The sequence below is a fragment of the Pseudomonas sp. SDO524_S393 genome (genome assembly GCF_054071875.1).
Map to the genome: position 1 here is coordinate 14,880 of NZ_JBSVVZ010000021.1, position 22,115 is coordinate 36,994.

At 58.8% G+C, this 22,115-nt stretch carries 22 protein-coding genes; 7 read left to right on the plus strand and 15 right to left on the minus strand.

All coding sequences use genetic code 11. The features are described 5' to 3' along the window. Positions 1 to 159 precede the first annotated feature (159 nt). The 8 genes from ACW9IB_RS11635 to ACW9IB_RS11670 form a co-directional block, all read right to left on the minus strand. Complete coding sequence (locus ACW9IB_RS11635; protein ID WP_457413732.1) at positions 160 to 894, minus strand: amino acid ABC transporter ATP-binding protein; 735 nt, start codon at positions 892 to 894, stop codon at positions 160 to 162. Then, entirely contained in the window at positions 891 to 1,562 is a 672-nt protein-coding gene (locus ACW9IB_RS11640; protein WP_457365068.1) for an amino acid ABC transporter permease, read from the minus strand. The genes ACW9IB_RS11635 and ACW9IB_RS11640 overlap by 4 nt, the downstream gene beginning before the upstream one ends. Further along, complete coding sequence (locus tag ACW9IB_RS11645; protein WP_457413733.1) at positions 1,562 to 2,308, minus strand: amino acid ABC transporter permease; 747 nt, start codon at positions 2,306 to 2,308, stop codon at positions 1,562 to 1,564. Before ACW9IB_RS11645 ends, ACW9IB_RS11640 begins: the two co-directional genes overlap by 1 nt. A gap of 195 nt (positions 2,309 to 2,503) precedes the next feature. Beyond that, the gene (locus ACW9IB_RS11650) at positions 2,504 to 3,430 is read right to left on the minus strand and encodes a glutamate/aspartate ABC transporter substrate-binding protein (protein WP_457413735.1); all 927 of its coding nucleotides are present in this window, start codon (positions 3,428 to 3,430) and stop codon (positions 2,504 to 2,506) included. Positions 3,431 to 3,803: 373 nt separating this feature from the next. Then, positions 3,804 to 5,342: a glycerol-3-phosphate dehydrogenase gene (gene glpD / locus ACW9IB_RS11655; protein WP_457365065.1), complete on the minus strand. Its 1,539-nt coding sequence runs from the start codon at positions 5,340 to 5,342 to the stop codon at positions 3,804 to 3,806. 211 nt (positions 5,343 to 5,553) lie between these two features. After that, on the minus strand, positions 5,554 to 6,309 hold the full coding sequence (locus tag ACW9IB_RS11660; RefSeq protein ID WP_457365064.1) for a DeoR/GlpR family transcriptional regulator: 756 nt from the start codon (positions 6,307 to 6,309) through the stop codon (positions 5,554 to 5,556). Between the two features lie 95 nt (positions 6,310 to 6,404). Beyond that, on the minus strand, positions 6,405 to 7,910 hold the full coding sequence (gene glpK / locus ACW9IB_RS11665; protein WP_457365063.1) for a glycerol kinase GlpK: 1,506 nt from the start codon (positions 7,908 to 7,910) through the stop codon (positions 6,405 to 6,407). An 80-nt stretch (positions 7,911 to 7,990) separates the two neighbouring features. Next, the gene (locus ACW9IB_RS11670) at positions 7,991 to 8,845 is read right to left on the minus strand and encodes an MIP/aquaporin family protein (protein ID WP_457365062.1); all 855 of its coding nucleotides are present in this window, start codon (positions 8,843 to 8,845) and stop codon (positions 7,991 to 7,993) included. A gap of 326 nt (positions 8,846 to 9,171) precedes the next feature. Here ACW9IB_RS11670 and ybaK point away from each other — a divergent pair, with 326 nt between their 5' ends. After that, a complete protein-coding gene (gene ybaK, locus ACW9IB_RS11675; protein ID WP_457365061.1) occupies positions 9,172 to 9,642 on the plus strand; it encodes a Cys-tRNA(Pro) deacylase in 471 nt (156 codons plus the stop codon). Between the two features lie 8 nt (positions 9,643 to 9,650). Here ybaK and ACW9IB_RS11680 read toward each other — a convergent pair whose 3' ends face one another. Both ACW9IB_RS11680 and argF read right to left on the minus strand, forming a co-directional pair. Further along, positions 9,651 to 10,697, minus strand: coding sequence for an ABC transporter ATP-binding protein (locus ACW9IB_RS11680; protein WP_457413736.1), 1,047 nt, complete (start codon positions 10,695 to 10,697; stop codon positions 9,651 to 9,653). Continuing rightward, entirely contained in the window at positions 10,694 to 11,614 is a 921-nt protein-coding gene (gene argF, locus ACW9IB_RS11685) for an ornithine carbamoyltransferase (RefSeq protein ID WP_457365059.1), read from the minus strand. The genes ACW9IB_RS11680 and argF overlap by 4 nt, the downstream gene beginning before the upstream one ends. A gap of 433 nt (positions 11,615 to 12,047) precedes the next feature. Here argF and ACW9IB_RS11690 point away from each other — a divergent pair, with 433 nt between their 5' ends. Together ACW9IB_RS11690 and grxD are read left to right on the plus strand one after the other, a co-directional pair. Beyond that, the gene (locus ACW9IB_RS11690) at positions 12,048 to 14,156 is read left to right on the plus strand and encodes a molybdopterin oxidoreductase family protein (RefSeq protein WP_457413737.1); all 2,109 of its coding nucleotides are present in this window, start codon (positions 12,048 to 12,050) and stop codon (positions 14,154 to 14,156) included. A gap of 100 nt (positions 14,157 to 14,256) precedes the next feature. Beyond that, complete coding sequence (gene grxD, locus ACW9IB_RS11695) at positions 14,257 to 14,595, plus strand: Grx4 family monothiol glutaredoxin (protein ID WP_457365057.1); 339 nt, start codon at positions 14,257 to 14,259, stop codon at positions 14,593 to 14,595. A 69-nt stretch (positions 14,596 to 14,664) separates the two neighbouring features. On the opposite strand, the gene bfr is transcribed toward grxD, so the two are convergent. After that, complete coding sequence (bfr, locus tag ACW9IB_RS11700) at positions 14,665 to 15,135, minus strand: bacterioferritin (RefSeq protein ID WP_457365056.1); 471 nt, start codon at positions 15,133 to 15,135, stop codon at positions 14,665 to 14,667. A 201-nt stretch (positions 15,136 to 15,336) separates the two neighbouring features. Beyond that, positions 15,337 to 15,555 (minus strand): bacterioferritin-associated ferredoxin, encoded by a 219-nt coding sequence (locus ACW9IB_RS11705; protein ID WP_010564137.1) that lies wholly within the window; start codon positions 15,553 to 15,555, stop codon positions 15,337 to 15,339. A gap of 244 nt (positions 15,556 to 15,799) precedes the next feature. Between ACW9IB_RS11705 and ACW9IB_RS11710 the strand changes: the two genes are divergently transcribed. Further along, positions 15,800 to 16,402, plus strand: a complete 603-nt coding sequence (locus ACW9IB_RS11710) for a peroxiredoxin C (RefSeq protein WP_457341699.1) — start codon at positions 15,800 to 15,802, stop codon at positions 16,400 to 16,402. 64 nt (positions 16,403 to 16,466) lie between these two features. Here ACW9IB_RS11710 and rnt read toward each other — a convergent pair whose 3' ends face one another. Both rnt and pyrC read right to left on the minus strand, forming a co-directional pair. Next, positions 16,467 to 17,138, minus strand: a complete 672-nt coding sequence (rnt, locus tag ACW9IB_RS11715; protein ID WP_457365055.1) for a ribonuclease T — start codon at positions 17,136 to 17,138, stop codon at positions 16,467 to 16,469. Beyond that, positions 17,135 to 18,181: a dihydroorotase gene (gene pyrC, locus ACW9IB_RS11720; RefSeq protein WP_457413738.1), complete on the minus strand. Its 1,047-nt coding sequence runs from the start codon at positions 18,179 to 18,181 to the stop codon at positions 17,135 to 17,137. The genes rnt and pyrC overlap by 4 nt, the downstream gene beginning before the upstream one ends. Positions 18,182 to 18,337: 156 nt before the next feature. Here pyrC and ACW9IB_RS11725 point away from each other — a divergent pair, with 156 nt between their 5' ends. The 3 genes from ACW9IB_RS11725 to ACW9IB_RS11735 all read left to right on the plus strand — a co-directional run bounded on the left by ACW9IB_RS11725 (position 18,338) and on the right by ACW9IB_RS11735 (position 21,814). Continuing rightward, on the plus strand, positions 18,338 to 19,246 hold the full coding sequence (locus tag ACW9IB_RS11725) for a flagellar protein MotY (RefSeq protein ID WP_457365053.1): 909 nt from the start codon (positions 18,338 to 18,340) through the stop codon (positions 19,244 to 19,246). A 129-nt stretch (positions 19,247 to 19,375) separates the two neighbouring features. Beyond that, on the plus strand, positions 19,376 to 20,593 hold the full coding sequence (locus ACW9IB_RS11730) for an argininosuccinate synthase (protein ID WP_025856870.1): 1,218 nt from the start codon (positions 19,376 to 19,378) through the stop codon (positions 20,591 to 20,593). 588 nt (positions 20,594 to 21,181) lie between these two features. Next, positions 21,182 to 21,814 carry a response regulator gene (locus tag ACW9IB_RS11735; RefSeq protein ID WP_457365051.1) on the plus strand — a complete coding sequence of 211 codons (633 nt, stop codon included), beginning with the start codon at positions 21,182 to 21,184 and terminating at the stop codon, positions 21,812 to 21,814. 70 nt (positions 21,815 to 21,884) lie between these two features. On the opposite strand, the gene ACW9IB_RS11740 is transcribed toward ACW9IB_RS11735, so the two are convergent. Beyond that, positions 21,885 to 22,070 (minus strand): PA3496 family putative envelope integrity protein, encoded by a 186-nt coding sequence (locus tag ACW9IB_RS11740; protein WP_457365050.1) that lies wholly within the window; start codon positions 22,068 to 22,070, stop codon positions 21,885 to 21,887. Positions 22,071 to 22,115 lie beyond the last annotated feature (45 nt).

Genomic DNA, 22,115 nt, shown 5'->3' on the forward strand with positions numbered 1-22,115 from the left:
TTTGTGTGGGGCCTGGCTTTTGTGGGAGCCGGGCTTGCCCGCGATGCAGACGCCTCGGTATCACAGGGGTACCGAGGTGATGCCATCGCAGGCAAGCCAGCTCCCACACAAGCCCGCTCCCACATGGGCCCGGTTTTTACAGTGGAAGCTTTGTAGGGCTTAGTGCTGCAGGATTTTCTCAAGGAAGTGCTGCGCGCGTTCGGAGCGGGCGTTGATGTCGCCGAAGAACTCTTCTTTCGGGCAGTCTTCGATGATCTTGCCGGCGTCCATGAAGATCACGCGGTCGGCCACTTTACGGGCGAAGCCCATTTCGTGGGTTACGCACATCATGGTCATGCCTTCGTGGGCCAGTTGCACCATTACGTCGAGCACTTCGTTGACCATTTCCGGGTCGAGGGCCGAGGTCGGTTCGTCGAACAGCATGACGATCGGGTCCATGGCCAGGGCGCGGGCGATGGCCACACGTTGCTGCTGGCCGCCGGAGAGTTGGCCCGGGTGCTTGTGGGCGTGTGCCGACAGGCCCACGCGGTCGAGCAGTTGCAGGCCTTTCTTGGTGGCTTCTTCCTTGCTGCGGCCCAGCACCTTGATCTGCGCGATGGTCAGGTTCTCGGTGATGGTCAGGTGCGGGAACAGTTCGAAGTGCTGGAACACCATGCCCACGCGCGAACGCAGTTGCGGCAGGTTGGTCTTCGGGTCGGCGATGGAGGTGCCGTCCACGACGATGTCGCCCTTCTGGAACGGTTCCAGCGCGTTGACGCACTTGATCAGGGTGGATTTGCCCGAACCGGACGGCCCGCACACCACGATCACTTCGCCTTTTTTAACCTCGGTGCTGCAATCGGTCAGCACCTGGAAGTCGCCATACCACTTGTTGATGTTCTTGATAGAGATCATACGGCAAACCTTTTTTGCAGACGCTTGACCAGCAGCGAGGCGGAAAAGCTGATGATGAAGTAGACGACACCGGCGAAGACCAGGAACTCGTTGGAGCGGCCGATGATGTCGCCGTTGGAGCGGGCGGAGTTGAGGAAGTCCACCAGGCCCACGGTGTAGACCAGCGAGGTGTCCTGGAACAGGATGATCGACTGTTGCAGCAGCAACGGGGTCATCTTGCGGAACGCCTGCGGCAGGATGATCAGGCGCATGGTCTGGCCGTAGGTCATGCCCATGGCCTGTGCCGCCGCCATCTGGCCCTTGGGAATCGACTGCACGCCCGCCCGTACGATTTCACAGAAGTACGCGGCTTCGAACATCATGAAGGCCACGACGCAGGAGGTGAACGCACCGATCGGGGTGTCTTCGCCGGTGATCCAGCGCAGCACGAACGGGACCGCCAGGTAGAACCAGGTAATCACCAGCAGCAGCGGGATCGAACGGAAGTAGTTCACGTAGGCGCCGGCCACGCGGGACAGCAGCTTGCTGGACGACAGGCGCATCAGCGCCAGGATGGTGCCCAGGGCGATACCGCCGATCACACCCATGACCATCAGTTGCAGGGTCATGAGCATGCCGTTCCACAGACCCGGGATAGCGGGGATGATGCCGCTGAAATCGAAGTCCATTATTTACCCCCCACGGAGATCAGGCCGGGCACGGCGACTTTCTTCTCGACCAGGCGCATGAGCAGCATCAGGCTCATGTTCAGGGTGAAGTAGATCAGCGTGGCCAGGGTGAAGGCTTCGAACAGGTTGGCCGAGAATTCGGCAGTCTGTTTGGTTTGTGCCAGCAGTTCCATCAAGCCGATCAGGGACGCCACGGAGGAGTTCTTGAAGACGTTGAGGAATTCCGAGGTGAGCGGCGGAATGATGATCCGGTAGGCCTGGGGCAGCAGCACGTTCCAGTAGATCTGCGGCAGCTTGAAGCCCATGGCGCGGGCCGCGGATTCCTGGCCGCGTGGCAACGCCTGGATGCCGGTGCGCACTTGCTCACACACACGGGCGGCGGTGAACAGGCCCAGGCAGACCACGACGCTCAGGTAGGCCGAGGTGGTCGGGTTGAGGTCTTGTTTGTACCAGTCCTGCAGGTTTTGCGGCAGCAGGTCGGGTACCAGGAAGTACCAGATGAACAGCTGAACCAGCAGCGGCACGTTACGAAACAGTTCCACGTAGCAGGTCGCGATGCCCGATACGATGCGGTTTGGCACGGTGCGCATGACCCCCAGAATGGAGCCCAGCAGCAAGGCGATAATCCATGCCACGATAGCGATGGCAATGGTCCAGCCCAGGCCGGCGATGTACCAGTCGAGATAAGTCTCGCTGCCCACGCCGGTGGACTTGAAGAACACGCCCCAGTCCCAGTTGTAATTCATTAGGGTCTCCCCTCAAGATCGATCGATGTACAAGCACCCGCTTGGGGAAGATCCTTTCCCGCCTGGCGGTGAACGCCAGGCACACGCGATCGGCTCGAAAACCGCCAGGTCGAGTGTTCCACAGTACAGCCAGCAGGTAGTAACAGACGCCTGAGGGAGGGGTTGGCTCCCTCAGGAGATAAGCTTAGTCAGGTATCAGATTTTTACGTCTGGCGCTGGTTTGTCGCTTGGGTTCGCGATCAGATCCTTGACCTTTTCGCTCATCGGGAAGTTCAGGTTCAGGCCTTTCGGTGGGATCGGGCTTTCGAACCATTTGCTGTAGATCTTGTTGATTTCGCCGGACTTGTACAGGCCAACGATGGCGTCATCCACGGCCTTCTTGAACGCTGGGTCGTCTTTGCGAACCATGCAAGCGTAGGCTTCGAAGGACTGCGGAGTACCGGTGATGACCCAGTCGTCCGGCTTCTTGGCCTTGGCTTCTTCACCGGCCAGCAGGGCGTCGTCCATCATGAAGGCAACGGCGCGGCCGCTTTCCAGCATCTGGAAGGCCTCGCCATGGTCCTTGGCGGAGATGACGTTCATGCCCATCTGCTTGTCGGCGTTCATCGCCTTGATGATGCGCTCGGACGTGGTACCGGCGGTGGTCACGACGTTCTTGCCTTTGAGGTCAGCGAAATCGCTGTAGCTCGCCTTGCCGTCAGCGCCTTTCTTGACCAGCAGGCGAGTGCCGATTTCGAAGATGTTGATGGTGAAGTCAACTTGCTGGGCGCGCTCGGCGTTGTTGGTGGTGGAGCCGCATTCGATATCCGCGGTGCCGTTCTGGATCAGCGGGATACGGGTTTGCGAGGTGACCAGGTTGTACTTGGTCTTCAGGTCGGGCTTGTTCAGGTCTTTTTTCAGGGCTTCAACGATAGCCAGCTGAATGTCGTGGGAGTAGCCGACGGGTTTGCCCGAACCATCCGCGATGTAGGAAAACGGAATGGAGCTGTCGCGGTGAGCGAGGGTGATGGTGCCGGAGTCGTTGATTTTCTTCAGCGTGCCGGTGAGTTCTGCGGCGAAAACTGGAGTGCTGATCAGAGCAGCAGCGATAGCTGCGCCCAGGATATGGGGAACGATGCGCATCAATACTTCCTCGACATTTGTTTTTTTTATGAAGCCGGCTAAACGGCTCTCTTTGTACAGCTAATGCCCGTGACGGCTGCTGAGACGCCCCAGGCAATCGTCAAGGAGTGTAGAGCATGACTCGTGCCAGACCTGAACAAAATGATTAAACGTTTGATTTATATGGAGATTAACTTTGTGTGACGGCTGTTGGCTCAACCATGGGTCCGGCAAACCGAATGGTGTCGGATATGGCGTTCGGAAAACCGAATGCGATGTTGGCGCTTCCGTCAGGGCTAAATTGCCTGTGGAAACGCAAAAACGCCGCGCTCATCGGGATAAGCGCGGCGTTTCTGGTTTTTGTCGAACGGGGTCGCTGCTGTGAGCTGCGGTGTCAGGCCGCTTCGATCTTGCTGCGGTTCTGTTCGACCTGGGACAGGTAGCGCTGCACATTGTCCTGTTCCTGCGGCGTGGTGAACAGGCCGAGCTTGGTGCGCCGCCACAGTACGTCTTGAGGCTGGGTGGCCCACTCTTCGGCGCACAGGTAATCCACTTCGCGGGTGTACAGGCCGCCACCGAGGTGTTCACCCAGATCGGCCAGCGATTGCACGCCCTCCAGCAGACGCCAGGTTCGGCTGCCATAGGTGGTGGACCAGCGGCGTGCGATTTCGCTCGGCACCCAGTCGAATCGACTGCGAATGGCCTCGGCCAGGACTTCCGGCGTGGTCATGTCTTCGCCACCGGGCAAGCTGACCTTGGCGGTCCAGCTCGGACGCATTTGGGTGAAGTAGGGCGCCAACTGCGTCATCGCGGATTCCGCGAGTTTGCGGTAGGTCGTCAGTTTGCCGCCGAACACCGACAGGATCGGCGCCTCGCCCTTCGCGCCGGACAGTGCCAGGGTGTAGTCACGGGTGATCGCCGACGGGTTATCGGATTCGTCGTTGCACAACGGACGCACGCCGGAATAAGTGTGGACGATGTCGTCGCGGCTCAGTTGCTTCTTGAAGTGGGCATTGACCACCTTGAGCATGTAGTCCGTTTCGCCTTCGGTAATCGCCACGTTCGCCGGGTCCCCGGTGTATTCGCGGTCGGTGGTACCGATGATCGTCAGGTGGTTCAGGTAGGGGATAGTGAAGACAATGCGCTGGTCTTCGTTCTGCAGAATGTGTGCATGGGCGCCTTCGTACAGCTTGGGCACGATCAGGTGGCTGCCCTGGATCAGGCGGATGCCGTAGGGCGAATCCAGCTTCAGGTCATCCTTGATGAATTTGGCGACCCATGGACCGGCGGCATTCACCAGCGCTTTGGCACGGATCGAGAACAGGCTACCGTCGGCGCGTTCCATGTTCATTTCCCACAGGCCCTTGCTGCGGTGGGCACTCACGCAGCGGGTACGGGTGTGGATATGAGCACCTTTCTCGCGGGCGGCCATGGCGTTGAGCACTACCAGGCGGGCGTCGTCGACCCAGCAGTCGGAATACTCGAAACCCTTGGTGATTTCGCTTTTTAATGGGCTGTTCGCACCGAACTTGAGGCTTTTCGAACCTTCGAGTTTTTCGCGCTTGCCCAGGTTGTCGTACAGGAACAGGCCGGCGCGGATCATCCAGGCCGGACGCAGGTGCGGGCGATGCGGCAGCACGAAGCGCATTTGCTTGACGATATGCGGGGCCTTGGCCAGCAGCACTTCACGTTCAGCCAGGGCTTCGCGCACCAGACGGAATTCGTAATGTTCCAGGTAGCGCAGGCCGCCGTGGATCAACTTGCTGCTGGCGGAAGAGGTGTGGCTGGCCAAGTCGTCCTTTTCGCAAAGGAATACCGACAAACCGCGACCGGCTGCGTCTGCCGCAATGCCGACGCCATTGATCCCGCCGCCGATAACGGCCACGTCATAGACTTCGGCGAGCGGTGGAGCAGGCAAGGTAGAAGGGTTCATCGGCTGGCCTCGCGATTTTTCGTATTTGAATTCGAACATTAATGTTCATTTGCGAAAATGGTAGCCGATAAACGCGGGCACAGCCACTCGACTTCGATTGAAAAAACTCATCGAAAGGCCGAGAAAAGAAAATTTGTGAACATTTGCAGGAGAGGCAACCGACGGATGTGGTGAGCGGACTTGCCCCGGGGCAAGCCCGCTCACCACAGGGTTACACGACTTCCAACCGAACCTTGTGCTGGTTCAAAAGCTGAACCAGTGCCGGCACCGGCTGCTGGTCGGTCACCAGGCAGTCCACCAGGCTGATCGGCCCCAAGCGAATCATGGCATTGCGCCCGAATTTGCTGGAGTCCGCCGCCAGGATCACTTGGCGCGCGTTGGCGATGATCGCCTGGGACACCCGTACTTCCTGATAATCGAAGTCCAGCAGGCTGCCGTCTTCGTCGATGCCGCTGATGCCTACCAAGGCAAAGTCGACCTTGAACTGGTTGATGAAGTCGACACTGGCCTGGCCCACCACGCCACCGTCACGACGCACGTTGCCGCCGGTGAGCAGCACATCGAAGTCATCCTTGGCGCTGAGCATCGCGGCGACGTTGAGGTTGTTGGTGATGATTTTAAGGTGGCTGTGGTTCAGCAGCGCACGGGCGATGGATTCGGTGGTGGTGCCGATATTGATGAACAGTGAGGCGTGATCCGGGATTTGTGCGGCAATGGCTTCGCCGATGCGCTGTTTCTCGTCGCGCATCTGGTCGGCACGCATGGCGTAGGCGGTGTTTTCGACACTGGAGTCATACGCGGCGCCACCGTGGTAGCGGCGCAACAAGGTGGCATCGGCCAACTGGTTGATGTCGCGGCGAATGGTTTGCGGGGTGACAACGAACAGCTGCGCCATTTCCTCGATACTGACGTAGCCGCGTTCGCGGACCAGTTCGAGGATTTGTTGCTGGCGGGGAGGCAGATTCATGGGGCGTCCTTTGGGCTGCCATACAAAAGTGGCCCATGATGACGCAGGAATCCGCTCCCTGCCAGTTACAACCCCAACCCGGTCCGGCGCTTGGCTTATTCGGCGTCTTCGTGGGGTTCCCAGTCGCGGGTGCGGCTGACCGCTTTCTGCCAACCGGCGTAGAGCTTCTCTTTGGCCGCCTCATCCAGCTGAGGTTCGAATTCGCGTTCGATCACCGCCTTGCCGCGCAGTTCTTCCAGGCTGCCCCAGAAACCACAGGCCAGGCCTGCCAGGTAGGCGGCGCCCAATGCGGTGGTTTCGCGCATTTTCGGGCGCTCGACCTGGGTGCCGAGGATGTCGGCCTGGAATTGCATCAGGAAGTTGTTGGCCACGGCACCGCCATCCACGCGCAAGGCCTTCAAGCGTTCGCCGGAGTCCTGTTGCATGGCGTCGAGGACGTCGCGAGTCTGGTAGGCAATCGACTCCAGGGCTGCACGAATAATGTGATCCACGCGTACGCCACGGGTCAGGCCGAACAGCGCGCCACGGGCGTAGGGGTCCCAGTAGGGGGCGCCCAGGCCGGTAAAGGCCGGCACCAGGTACACACCATTGCTGTCCTTGACCTTGTTGGCGAAGTATTCGGTGTCGAGGGCATCGTTGATGATCTTCAGCTCATCGCGCAGCCACTGCACGGTGGAGCCGCCGTTGAAGACGGCGCCTTCCAGGGCGTAGGCCACTTCGCCGCGTGGGCCGCAGGCAATGGTGGTGAGCATGCCGTGCTGGGATTTCACCGCCTTGTCGCCGGTGTTCATCAGCAGGAAGCAGCCGGTGCCATAGGTATTCTTGGCCTGGCCAGCTTCGACGCACATTTGGCCGAACAGGGCCGCTTGCTGGTCGCCGGCGATGCCACCGATGGCGATGCCGCTTTTGGTGCGACCGTAGATCTCCGACGATGACTTCACTTCCGGCAGCATTTCCCGAGGGATATCCAGGATCTCCAGCATCTTCGCATCCCATTCCAGGGTGTGGATGTTGAAGAGCATCGTGCGCGAGGCGTTGGTGTAGTCGGTGACGTGGGTCTTGCCGCCGGTAAATTTCCAGATCAGCCAGCTGTCGACGGTGCCGAACAGCAGCTCGCCGTTGCGTGCGCGTTCACGGCTGCCTTCGACGTTGTCGAGGATCCATTTGAGCTTGGTGCCGGAGAAATACGGGTCGGTCACAAGGCCCGTGGTCTCGCTGATGTACTGCTCGTGGCCGTCGCGCTTGAGCTGCTGGCAGATTTCGGTGCTGCGACGGCACTGCCAGACCACGGCGTTATAAATGGGGCGGCCAGTAACCTTGTCCCACACCACCGTGGTTTCGCGCTGGTTGGTGATGCCGATGGCGGCGACCTGGTCATGGTGCAGGCCGGCTTGTGCCAGGGCCTCGACCATCACCGCGCTCTGGGTGGCGAAAATTTCCATCGGATCATGTTCGACCCAACCGGCTTGCGGGTAGTGCTGGGCGAATTCACGTTGGGCAGTGCAGACCACGTTGGCGTCACGATCAAAGATGATCGCCCGGGAACTGGTGGTGCCCTGGTCAAGGGCAATGATGTAGTTCTTGTTCTGGAGGTCGGTCATGTCGATTGCCTTGGGCGAAAATAGGTAAGTCGGTCATCAGCCTGGACCGCGAGAGGGCAGTCGGAACCAGGCTGGCGCTATCAGGAGGTGCGGGTCTTGCCGTTGACAGCCGTGTCAGGTGTTTCAGCTATAGCAGGTGTGGCGCTCGGCAGATGGCGGGCAATCAGCCCACGATAAGCGGCGGCGCCCAGGCATGCGCCAACGATCGGCGCGAAAATAGGAACCAGGAAGTAAGGAATATCCCGGCCACCCGTGAATGCCATTTCACCCCAGCCAGCGAAAAAGGTCATCAGCTTGGGCCCGAAATCCCGTGCGGGGTTCATCGCAAAGCCGGTAAGCGGGCCCATGGCGCTGCCGATCACGGCGATCAGCAGGCCGATCAACAGCGGTGCCAGCGGGCCGCGTGGCAGGCCATTGTTGTCGTCGGTAAGCGCCATGATCACGCCCATCAGGATGGCGGTGATGACCATTTCCACCAGGAAAGCCTGGGCCGTACTCAACAGAGCGTGCGGGTAGGTGGAAAAGACCGAGGCCAGCTCCAGGCTGGCCTGGGAGCCACGCACCATGTGATGGGCTTGTTCGTAATCGAAAAACAGGTTGCTGTAGAGCGTGTACACCAGCGCAGCAGAGCAGAAGGCGCCCGCGATCTGCGCAAGGATATAGAAGGGCAGTTTGCGTTTGTCGAAGTCAGCGAAAATGCACAGGGCAATACTGACGGCGGGGTTGAGATGGGCCCCGGAAATGCCGGCGCTCAGGTAGATCGCCATGCTGACGCCAACCCCCCAGATGATACTGATTTCCCACAAGCCAAAGCTGGCACCCGCGACCTTGAGCGCAGCGACACATCCGGTGCCGAAGAAGATCAGTAGCGCAGTCCCCAGGAATTCGGCCATGCATTGGCTCGAAAGCGAGGGCTGTTGAAGAGCAGTAGTCATTGAAAGCCTCAGTTGTTTTTCTTGTCTGGCGCCTGGCCGCAACGGGCCTTGCGCGCTGTACACCGTAGCCGGGATCCCCATCCCTGATACGGAGGATAGCTATGAGACCGTAGGAGTTTTCCTGCGGTATTCGTAAACGAAAAAATATAGACAAGAAAGATGGCTGTCAAAGGTCGAAAGTGAACCATTGGTCATTTTCAAACTATTGGTCTGGTGAATGATCATGCAGGTTTTTTTCCAGCATTCGCGCTTAAGGGGCCGCACTAGAGCGTTTTGCAGGGCGTTGGCCTAGAATTGGCCTTCTGTCTGTCATGCCCGGAGTGTTCATGACCCCCGCACTGGATCTGTTGAAGAAAGTTCGCGCCGAACATCGCGTCCACAGTTACGAGCACGACCCCAAGGCGGCGTCGTACGGGCTGGAGGCTGCGGAAAAATTGGGGCTCGACCCGGCGCAGGTATTCAAGACCCTGCTGGCCAGCAGTGAAAAAGGTGAGCTGCTGGTGGCAGTGGTGCCGGTCGTCGGAAGCCTCGACCTGAAAGCCTTGGCGCATGCCGCTGGCGTGAAGAAAGTCGAGATGGCCGATCCGGCGGCGGCGCAACGCTCGACCGGTTATCTGTTGGGTGGGATCAGCCCGCTGGGGCAGAAGAAGCGGCTGCGCACGTTTATCGATGTGACGGCGCAGCCTTTTGCGACGATCTTCGTCAGTGCCGGGAGAAGGGGCTTGGAAGTCGAGCTGCCGGCAGCAGTGCTGGCTGAACATACCCAGGCCAAATTCGCGGAAATCGGTCGGGCGTAGGCTCGCGCCTACGTTGCCTGAAACAGCACCAGGTGTTCGGCGGCCACACGAATGCCCACGTCGGCCCCGACCGGATGGTCTGCATGGCTGGGGAAAATCGATTCCAGTTGCGCACCGGTCGGCAGTTGCAGTCGATACAGTGTCGACGCGCCCAGGAAGGTCTTGCCGACGATCCGAGCTTGCAGGGTGCTGTCCGGCGCATATTCGATGTCGTCCGGGCGCAGCAAGACATCCACGGCGCTGCCGGTTGGCCAACTGTAGGCGCGGTTGCCACGCAGGTTGCCCAGTTCGGTAGAGACCGATTCCGGCGAACTCAATTGGCCACGGATGAAATAACCCTGGCCGATAAAGCTGGCGACATAAGGCGTGTGGGGTTCGTGATAGAGGTTGTAGGGCGTATCCCACTGCTCGAGACGACCCTCCTTGAACACACCCACCTGATCACTCACGGCGAACGCTTCTTCCTGGTCGTGGGTTACCAGGATTGCGCTGGTGCCACGCGCCTTGAGAATGTCGCGCACTTCATGGCTGAGCTTGCGCCGCAGTTCGCCATCGAGGTTGGAAAAGGGTTCATCCAGCAACAGCAGTTGTGGCTCGGGAGCCAGGGCGCGGGCGAGGGCGACGCGTTGTTGCTGACCACCGGAAAGCTCGTGGGGGAAACGCTTGCCCAGATTCTTCAGGTTGACCAGCTCCAGCAACTCGGCCACCACTCGGTCCTTTTGAGGGTGCTTGCGAATGCCGAAGGCGATGTTGTCGGCCACGCTAAGGTGAGGAAACAGCGCGTAGTCCTGAAACACCATGCCGATCCGGCGTTTCTCCGGGGCCAGGGTGAAGCCGGCGCTGGAGATCACCTCGCCTGCCAGGCTGATTTCACCTTCATGTATCGGCTCGAAACCGGCAATCGCGCGCAGTGTGGTGGTTTTGCCGCAGCCCGAGGAGCCGAGCAGGCAACCGATGTCGCCGGCATTGAGGTGCAGGCTGAGGTTCTGTACCACCCGTTGGTCTTGATAGCCGCATGCCAGATTGCGCAGGTTCAGCAACAGTGGCTGGCTCATGGCTGCTGGTACGACGGTGCAACGAGGAATTCAAGCAGGGCCTTTTGTGCGTGCAGGCGGTTCTCGGCCTGGTCCCAGGCGACCGAACGCGGGTCGTCCAGCAGGTCGAGGCTGATTTCTTCGCCACGGTGGGCGGGCAGGCAATGCATGAACAGTACGTCCGGCGCGGCCAGATCAAGCAGGGCACGGGTAACCTGGAACGGCGCAAACAGCGCCAGGCGCTTGGTGGTTTCGTCTTCCTGGCCCATGGAGGTCCAGACGTCGGTGCTCACCAGGTGGGCGCCGGTCACGGCTTCTCGCGGGTCGCGCACGATCGTGACGCGATCACCGGCCTGCTCCAGAAAGCGTGCATCAGGCTCATAGCCTTCAGGGCAGGCGACGCGCAGCTGGAAGTCGAACTGGATCGCCGCTTCTATATAGCTGTTGCACATGTTATTGCCGTCGCCGATCCAGGCCACGGTCTTGCCCTGGATCGAACCGCGGTGTTCGAGGAAGGTTTGCATATCGGCCAGCAACTGGCAGGGGTGAAGGTCATCGGACAGGCCGTTGATCACCGGTACCCGAGAGTTGGCGGAAAATTCGGTCACGGTGCTGTGGGCAAAGGTACGGATCATCACGGCATCGAGCATGCTCGACATGACGATGGCGCTGTCGGCGATCGGCTCGCCACGGCCCAATTGGGTGTCACGCGACGACAGGAAGATGGCCTGGCCACCCAGCTGAATCATGCCCGCTTCGAACGACACGCGGGTACGGGTCGAGGATTTCTCGAAAATCATGCCGAGCACGCGGTTTTTCAAAGGCTCGAAGAGTACGCCGCGGTTACGCAGGTCTTTAAGCTCAATGCCTCGACGGATCACACTGACCAGCTCTTGGGGTGTGCAATCCATCAGGGAGAGAAAGTGCCTTGCGCTCATCATTAACTACCTTTTTGCAACAGACCGCAGATACTCAAAGCCTTGTTTATTGTGACAACGGGCGAGACCTGCGGCGAAAGCCGCACGGGGCGACGAAATAGGGGAAGGCGCGATCTTATAATTAAATGTCGCGTCTTACCAATAGGGCTACGGTTTTTAGGGGTGTTCAAGAAGGGCGCGCGAGCGCTTTTGAAGACGATTTCCTGACAGCAGCGGGCCATTTGTACACTGGCCCCAAGGCCTTTTGCAATGCGCGAGGGCGGGCCCGAGCCAGGCTGTGTCGGTTTTGGCATTGGGGCAATGGCTTCTGAAACATTTGCTCACGCTTGCTCATGGTCCGGCCTGATGCTTGGCGATTCACGGGACTAACGTTGGTGGCGCGCCTCTCAGTCGCGGGCCATAGTTGGGCCAAAGCCTGATAAAGAGACTGGCCATGACCAAGACTCTGCACCACCGTGCCTGCCACCTGTGTGAAGCCATCTGCGGCCTGACCCTGGAAACCACCCGAGCTGATGACGGCAGCCTGGCGATCACATCGATCAAGGGTGACCCTCTGGACAGTTTCAGCCGCGGGCATATCTGCCCCAAGGCTGTGGCGTTGCAGGATATTCAGAACGACCCCGACCGCCTTCATCAACCCATGCTGCGGGTCGGCAGCGAATGGCAGCCGATCCCGTGGGATGACGCGTTTGCGTTGGTGGCCGAGCGACTGGCGGGCATCCAGGCTCGCCACGGGCAGAACGCAGTGGCGGTGTATCAGGGCAATCCCAGCGTGCATAACTATGGGCTGATGACCCACAGCAACTATTTCCTCGGCCAGTTGAAGACGCGCAACCGATTTTCCGCGACGTCGGTGGACCAGTTGCCTCATCACCTCACCAGTCATTTGATGTACGGGCATGGGTTGTTGCTGCCGATCCCGGACATCGATCACACCGACTTCATGTTGATCCTCGGTGGCAACCCGCTGGCCTCCAACGGCAGCATCATGACCGTGCCCGATGTGGAGAAGCGCCTCAAGGCCATCCAGGCCCGTGGCGGCAAAGTGGTGGTGGTCGACCCGCGGCGCAGCGAGACGGCGGCGATGGCCGATCTGCATCTGTTCGTGCGCCCGGGCGGTGATGCGGCGTTGTTGTTTGGGGTGCTCAACACGTTGTTCAGTGAAAACCTGACGCGTGACAGTCATTTGCCGGTCGAAGGCCTGGACGAGGTGCGCCGTGCAATCGCCGGGTTCAGCGCCGAGGCAATGAGCCCGCAGTGTGCGGTGCCTGCCGAACAGATCCGCCAGCTGGCGCGGGACTTTGCCGCGGCAGACAAGGCGGTGTGTTATGGACGCATGGGGGTTTCGACCCAGGCATTCGGCACGTTGTGTCATTGGCTGGTGCAATTGATCAACCTGGTGACCGGCAATCTGGACCGTGTCGGCGGCGCCTTGTGCACCACTCCGGCGGTGGACCTGGTGGCCTCTACGTCGGGCGGGCATTTCAATCGTTGGCAGAGCCGGGTTTCCGGTCGCCCTGAATACAGTGGTGAACTGCCTGTGTCCGCCTTGGCTGAAGAAATGCTCACCGCAGGCGAAGGGCAAATCCGCGCGCTCGTGACCGTGGCCGGCAACCCGGTGCTCTCGACACCCAACGGCAAGCAGTTGGAGCAGGGCCTGGAGGGCCTGGAGTTCATGGTCAGCGTCGATCTGTATATCAACGAGACCACGCGTTATGCCGACTTGATCCTGCCGTCCACCTCTGCACTGGAAAACGATCACTACGACACGACTTTCAATATGTTTGCAGTGCGCAACGTCACGCGTTTCAACCGGGCGATTCTGCCCAAGCCCGAGGGCGCGCTGCATGACTGGGAGATTTTTGTGGGCCTGGCCCGGGCGTTTGCCGCCCAGACCGGAACGACACTTAAACCGACTCTGGCGCCTGCGCAGATGATCGACTTCGGGCTGCGCGCCGGGGCCTATGGTGATGCTTCGAGCCACAAACTGTCGTTGGCAATGCTTGCGGACCACCCCCACGGCGTGGATCTGGGACCGCTTCAGCCCAATCTCGCTGCCCGGATGAAAACCGCTGATGGCAAGGTGCAGGCGGCGCCGGCGGTGATCCTGGCCGACCTGGCACGCTTCGCCGCACAACCGGTTCCGGTGGCGGACGAACTCTTGCTGATCGGCCGTCGCCATGTACGCAGCAACAATTCCTGGATGCATAACTATCACCGGTTGGTGAAGGGCAAGCCGCGCCATCAGTTGCTGATGCATCCAGATGATTTGGCCAGCCGTGATCTGAGCGACGGGCAACGTGTGCGCGTGAGCTCGCGGATCGGGATGATCGAAGTGGAGGTGATGGCCAGCCAGGACATGATGCCCGGCGTGGTCAGTCTGCCCCATGGTTGGGGGCATGGCCGCCCCGGCGTGCAAATGAGCATCGCCAGTGGGCAGCCGGGCGCGAGCGCCAATGACCTGACCGATGAGCGACAGCTGGACGAACTGTCAGGCAATGCGGCGCTCAATGGGGTGCCGGTGCGGGTGGCGGCGGCGTGATGTCAGACTGTCGGCTTGCCTGAGCATTCTGCTGGGATTTTGCGCTACAATGCGCCACCGTGCCGACCTGTGAGTCGCAAAGTTCCAGCCGAGGTGTTCCATGGATATCATCGAAACGATCAAAGAGCAGATTGCCAACAACACCATTCTGCTTTACATGAAGGGCGCACCCAACGCGCCTCAGTGCGGTTTCTCCGCGAAGGCTTCCCAGGCCATCATGCAGTGCGGCGAAAAATTCGCCTACGTGGATATCCTGCAGAACCCTGAAATCCGCGCCAACCTGCCCAAGTACGCCAACTGGCCTACCTTCCCACAACTGTGGGTGGCCGGTGAGCTGGTCGGCGGCAGTGACATCATCGTCGAGATGGCGGCTGATGGTTCGCTGCAAGCGCTGATCAAAGAAGCGGCGGCAAACGCGGCAGCGAAGAGCAACGCCTGATCCGCGCATAGTAAAAAGCCCCGCTTCTCGAAGGAGAGCGGGGCTTTTTTGTACCTGCGCGCCGAGGGTTTATTCGCCCATCTGCGATTGCAGGTAGTTTTCCAGGCTGACTTTGTTGATCAGGCCCAGTTGGGTTTCCAGCCAATCGATGTGTTCTTCCTGGTCTTCCAGGATGTCTTCCAACAATTCACGGCTACCGAAGTCACCCTTGGTTTCGCAATGTGCGATGGCAGCCTTGAGGTCGCTGTGGCTCTTGTGTTCGAACTTCAGGTCGCTGCTGATCATCTCCTGGGTGTGTTCGCCGATGTTCAGCTTGCCCAGGTCCTGCACGTTCGGCAGACCTTCCAGGAACAGAATCCGCTTGATCAACGCATCTGCGTCCTTCATGGCCTTGATGGATTCCTTGTATTCACGCTTGCCCAGCTTTTCCAGGCCCCAATCGTCGTACATGCGGGCATGCAGAAAGTACTGATTGATCGCGACCAGTTCATTGGCAAGGATTTTGTTGAGTTGCTGGATGACTGAGATGTCGCCTTTCATGACTGGGGTCCTGCCCTGTAATAGCTGTGTATAAGGCGGAGTTTGAGCGGCGAAAACCTTAGTGTCAAACCTAAGTTATTGAATAATAAATGAAAATTAATCGGAATAAGAATGTTTGTGTTCCGCGTCTTGACGCTAACTAATTGAATTGCAGACATAAAAAAACCGGACACTAAGTCCGGTTCTTCAAAACACGCTGATTCACGCGTGTGTAAATTCTGCTGAATAGGGGAGCGCGGCCTGAGCTGTCTGCAGCTGAGTCAGGGTTTCCCGTACCACTTGCTTGGCGAGGCAAGCACATTTGCCACATTGGCTGGCAACGCCGGTGGTTTCACGCACTTCCTTGTAGCTGCAGCAACCTTCATAGATCGCTTCGCGGATTTGTCCGTCGGTCACGCCAGTACAGAGGCACACATACATAGGGGAGAACCATCGCGGGTTTGAGGCTTCAGTGCGATGGATCTTAATGTTAACGAGAATGATTGTCAAAGTAGAATCTCGACCCTTGCACTTGCGCCCCTGGCGCGCTGACGAACGGTTTTTTCAGTGTATGATGGTCGGTCTTCACGAAGCGTGATTGCGTCACAGGGCTGTCGTTTATTTGAGGCAGGCTTGGAAGCGATCCTTTTACTTCAATCGTCACCCTCACATCAGGAGATATCCAATGAGCGTACTCGTCGGCAAACAAGCCCCGGATTTCGACGTACCCGCAGTCCTCGGCAATGGCGAAATCGTTGACAGCTTCAAACTGTCTGAAGCCATCAAAGGCAAATACGGCCTGGTGTTCTTCTACCCGCTGGACTTCACCTTCGTCTGCCCTTCGGAGCTGATCGCTCTGGACCACCGCATGGACGATTTCAAGGCGCGCAACGTTGAAGTGGTAGCGGTTTCCATCGACTCCCATTTCACCCACAACGCCTGGCGCAACACTGCCATCAATGATGGCGGCATCGGCAAAGTCAAATACACCATGGCTGCCGACCTGAAGCACGACATTGCCAAGGCCTACGACGTTGAGTCCGAAGGCGGCGTGGCTTTCCGTGGCGCGTTCCTGATCGACGACAAAGGCGTCGTTCGCTCCCAGATCGTTAACGACCTGCCGCTGGGCCGTAACATGGAAGAGCTGATCCGCCTGGTTGACGCCCTGCAATTCCACGAGGAGCACGGCGAAGTCTGCCCAGCCAACTGGAAAAAAGGCGACAAAGGCATGAACGCTTCGCCAGAAGGCGTTGCTGCTTACCTGAGCGAGAACGCTGGCAAGCTGTAAGCCAGGTTCAATGCAAAAAAAACCGGCCTAAGCAGGCCGGTTTTTTTATGCGCGGGAAATGACTTCAGTCGTTGTAATCTTCCCAGCCGCCCATGTCTTTCCAGCGGTTGACGATGCCGCAGAACAGCTCGGCTGTCTTCTCGGTGTCGTAGCGAGCCGAGTGGGCCTCACGACCGTCAAAGTCGATGCCGGCTGCCTGGCACGCTTTTGCCAGCACGGTCTGGCCATAAGCCAGGCCGGCGAGGGTGGCGGTATCGAAGCTGGAGAACGGGTGGAACGGGTTGCGCTTCATGTCCAGCCGCGCCACGGCGGCATTCAGGAAGCCCAGGTCGAAACTGCTGTTGTGGCCCACCAGAATCGCGCGTTTGCAGCCATTGGCTTTCAAGGCCTTGCGCACGCCGCGAAAAATGTCGGTGAGCGCTGCTTCTTCACTCACCGCCATACGCAGTGGGTGATCGAGCTTGATCCCGGTGAACTCCAGCGCGGCGGCTTCGATATTCGCCCCTTCGAACGGCTCGACGCGGAAGAAGTGGGTGTGTTCCGGGAACACAAAACCCTGTTCATCCATGCCGATGGTAGTGGCGGCGATTTCCAGCAGTGCATCGGTCGCGCTGTTGAAACCTCCGGTCTCTACGTCGATGACCACCGGCAGATAGCCGCGAAACCGCTCGGCCATCGGGTGACGGGAACTACCGCCACCGTGCTCTTGTTCGTCATCGTAAAAGTCTTCACTCACTTGCTTTCCTCCAGCAGGCGCCAGCGCAGTGTTTCACCGGCGCGCAGCGGGATGACGGTCAACTCGCCAAACGGCAGGCTGGCGGGGGCGGTCCAGTCTTCACGAACCAGGGTGATACGGTCGGTATTTACCGGCAGTCCATAGAACCGTGGACCATTGAGGCTGGCAAAACCTTCGAGCTTGTCGAGGGCATTGCGTTGCTCGAACGCTTCTGCATACAGCTCGATTGCCGCATACGCCGTGTAGCAACCCGCACAGCCACACGCGGCTTCCTTTGCATGTTGGGCGTGTGGAGCGGAGTCGGTACCGAGGAAAAACTTCGGGCTGCCGCTGGTGGCTGCGTCCAGCAACGCTACCTGGTGGGTGTTGCGCTTGAGGATCGGCAGGCAATAGAAGTGCGGTCGTATCCCACCCACCAGCATGTGGTTGCGGTTGTACAGCAAGTGATGTGCGGTGATGCTCGCGCCAACGTTGGCCGAGGCCTCGGTGACGAACTGCACGGCATCCGCGGTGGTAATGTGCTCGAACACGACCTTGAGGGTCGGGAACAGCTCGACCACGCGGCGCATGTGTTCATCGATGAAGATCTTCTCGCGATCGAACACATCCACATCGCCACGGGTGACTTCACCGTGGATCAGCAGCGGCATGCCCACTTCGGCCATGGCTTCGATGGCTGGCAGGATCTTGTCGATACTGGTCACGCCGGAATCGGAGTTGGTGGTCGCGCCGGCCGGGTACAGCTTGGCGGCATGCACGAAACCGGTGGCCTTGGCCTGGCGAATGTCTTCAGGCTGGGTGCGGTCGGTCAGGTAGAGCACCATCAGCGGCTCGAAGCGGCTGCCGGCCGGCCGTGCAGCGAAGATACGCTGGCGATAGGCGTCGGCTTCGGCGGCATTACGCACCGGAGGTACCAGGTTAGGCATGATGATGGCGCGGCCAAACGTGCGCGCTACATCGGCAACGGTGTGGGGCAACGCAGCACCATCGCGAAGATGAATATGCCAGTCGTCGGGACGCAGCAGGGTCAGGCGGTCGGACATTGGGGATTCCAGGCGGGTCAATCTGGTGGGAATGCTACCGGAAAAGACTCTTGCAGGCACTCGCTATCAAGTTTTGCCGGATGCGACCGATATCCCTGGGTATGCCTTAACGATGTATGACGCTTTGAAGTGTTGTAGAAACCAGTGGAGCCTCCCGTGCGCCAGCATTATCTAGCCCTGCTCAGTGTGTTCGCCAGCCTGCCTGCGATGGCCCTCACGTTCCAGACGCGTCTGGAGAACATCGAGTGGAAGGTGGAAGGCGACCAGTTCGAGTGCCGTCTGACTCAGCCGATCACCGATTTCGGCTCGGGCGAGTTCGTGCGCCGGGCCGGAGAGCAGGCCACATTTCGTCTCAAAGCCTACAACGGTGCGCTTGGGGCAGGCTCGGCCACTTTGCTGGCCGCCGCCGCACCGTGGCAGCCGGGCCGGGGGGACATCAATCTCGGCGCCGTGCGCGCCGGTAGTGGCGATGTACTGTTTAACAGTTCCCAGGCCCAGGCCGGGCGCCTGTTCAGTGGTTTGCTTGAAGGGCGCAGCCCGACCGTGCGGCATTACGGGCGTGAGGGCGGATACTCGGAGATTCGTCTGCTGCCGGTGAAATTCAACAAGGCTTACAACGACTATCAGGTGTGCACCGCCAAGCTGTTACCGATGAACTACGATCAGGTCAAGCAGACAGAAGTCGGCTTCCCGGGTGGTGGTATTGAGCTGGATGCGGCCGCCAAGCAGAAGCTGGCGGTGATCCTCGCGTTCATGAAGGCGGACCCCACAGTCAACCATATCGAGCTCAATGGGCATTCCGACAACAGCGGCAATCGCCTGACCAACCGCGACGTCTCGCGTCGCCGCGCGCTGGCCGTAGTGGATTACTTCAAGGCCAACGGCATTCCGGAATCCCAGATCACCGTGCGTTTCCACGGGGAAAGCTACCCATTGGTGCCCAACACCAATGCCGCTAACCGCGCCAGGAACCGCCGCGTGAACATTCAGCTCGAACGTGTGGCGGCGCCCGAAAAGCCGGCCCCCCAGGCAACTGCACCGGCGAACCCGGCCGCCACGTCATAAAGTGCGGTTCTGGGTCGCCCGTTCGACATAATCTGTCGCTTTATCTTCATTTGCTGTCGCGCCCCTGTAATTTCACGGTTTTGGTCGGTAGAATCGACGCCTTTCCGTACAACCCCGTGGAGTGATGGCATGGCCGACGTAAACAAGGTCGTTCTCGCGTATTCCGGCGGCCTGGACACTTCGGTGATCCTCAAGTGGCTGCAGGATACTTATAACTGTGAAGTGGTGACCTTCACCGCTGACCTGGGTCAGGGCGAAGAGGTCGAACCTGCACGTGCCAAGGCGCAAGCCATGGGCGTGAAGGAGATCTACATTGACGACCTGCGCGAAGAGTTCGTCCGCGATTTCGTTTTCCCGATGTTTCGCGCCAACACCGTCTACGAAGGCGAGTACCTGCTGGGTACCTCCATCGCACGTCCGCTGATCGCCAAGCGTCTGATCGAAATCGCCAACGAAACCGGCGCTGACGCCATTTCCCATGGCGCTACCGGCAAGGGCAACGACCAGGTGCGTTTCGAGCTGGGCGCCTACGCCCTCAAGCCTGGCGTGAAAGTAATTGCTCCTTGGCGTGAATGGGACCTGCTGTCCCGTGAAAAGCTGATGGATTACGCCGAAAAGCACGCTATCCCGATCGAACGTCATGGCAAGAAGAAGTCCCCTTACTCGATGGATGCCAACCTGCTGCACATCTCCTATGAAGGCGGTGTGCTGGAAGACACCTGGACCGAGCACGAGGAAGACATGTGGCGTTGGACCGTCTCCCCGGAGAACGCGCCTGACAAGCCGCAATACTTGGAGTTGACCTACCGCAACGGCGACATCGTCGCGCTGGACGGCGTTGAAATGACCCCGGCCACGGTGTTGGCGACCCTGAATCGCATTGGCGGTGAACACGGCATCGGCCGTCTCGACATCGTCGAGAACCGTTACGTGGGCATGAAGTCCCGTGGTTGCTACGAAACCCCAGGCGGCACCATCATGCTGCGCGCTCACCGCGCCATCGAGTCCATCACCCTGGATCGCGAAGTCGCTCACCTCAAAGACGAGCTGATGCCCAAGTACGCCAGCCTGATCTACACCGGCTACTGGTGGAGCCCTGAGCGTCTGATGCTGCAACAAATGATCGACGCCTCTCAGGTTCACGTGAACGGTGTGGTGCGCCTGAAGCTGTACAAGGGCAATGTGATCGTGACCGGTCGCAAGTCCGATGAGTCGCTGTTCGATGCCAACATTGCCACCTTCGAAGAAGATGGCGGTGCCTACAACCAGGCGGATGCTGCAGGCTTTATCAAGTTGAATGCATTGCGTATGCGCATTGCGGCCAACAAGGGTCGCTCGTTGTTCTGAGTTTCAAGCACGTCATGGAAAAATGGCTCCTGTTTAAGGGGCCATTTTTTTTGGCGCTGATTTTTACCCATGTTTATGGGTGTTTAATTTAAATCGTTCTTGTGCTTTTAAGTGGTTATGGTTATTTGACGGGGGAATGTTTTTTTACACATTTGCAGGAACTATGTCCTACAGAAATTTCACTCACTGAGCGGAGTTTGATGTGTAGGGGTTAAAGAATCTGTAGGGATTTTGGGTGTAAATAAATATGTTGAATGGAACTAAAAAAATCGGATCTTTTTCGCCTTTCTTCCACTTGTTTTCCTTCGTGCAAGGGGCATTTGCTGAAACTGATGTGCGCAATGTTTACCCTGTATGCCTTTCAGGGGGGATATTTCACTCAAAATATGTAAGGCCCCGGAAAGTTCTGAAAGCTTCAATAGAGGCTGATACATCCGGCTTAGCGATTTTTTGTAAGGTAATTCCGATATCGATGTGGGTTGGGTCTCTGCTTACTGTTGCTCGGGGGGGGACGCTATGCCAACGGAGAAACGACTAGGCTATTGTGCTTGCTCTAAATAATTCGAACAGCGAAATTGGACTTTCCTCATGAATAAAGTGCTGATCGTGGATGATCATCCCGTCATTCGTCTTGCTGTGCGTATGCTAATGGAGCGTCATGGTTATGAGGTCGTTGCCGAGACTGATAACGGTGTCGATGCGTTGCAGCTTGCACGGGAACATATGCCGGACATTGTCATATTGGATATTGGAATTCCCAAACTCGACGGGCTGGAAGTCATTTGCCGGCTGTCTTCCACCAAGCAGCCGGCTCCGTTCAAGGTGTTGGTGCTGACATCCCAGGCCCCTGGTCATTTCTCCATGCGCTGCATGCAGGCGGGAGCTGCTGGCTATGTATGCAAACAACAGGATCTGACAGAGTTGCTGAGTGCGATCAAGGCAGTCTTGTCGGGCTACAGCTACTTCCCCAACCAGGCGCTCAACTCTGTACGGTCTACCCTGGGGAATGCCAGTGAAGCGGAAATGGTCGAGCGCCTGTCGGGCCGGGAAATGATGGTGCTGCAGCAACTGGCACGCGGCAGGACCAACAAGGAGATTGCCGACGGTATGTTTCTCAGCAACAAGACTGTCAGTACCTACAAGACTCGCCTGCTGCTCAAGCTCAATGCCCGCTCTTTGGTAGACCTTATCGAACTGGCCCAGCGTAACGGCCTGGTCTAGGCCGAACAGCGCAAGCCTTCGGGCAGAAAAAAGCCTCCGTCAGGGAGGCTTCTGCTTGCCGGCGATCTTGTCAGAGATCGAAGTCGTAATCCGCCAGCTGTTTTTGCAAACGTCGTTCTTCCAGGAGATTGTCGATGGTGCGACGTTTGCTGAGATTGGTCTTGGCTACCTCCACCACAGGCGCTTCCGCCCCGTCGTCCTCCGACTCGCTAACCAGGTCGTCTTCTACATCCAGTTGTTCTTTGCCAGTGCTCATAAGGTTAACTCCAGGCTAAGACTGCCGTTGGCGCTCCTTATAACG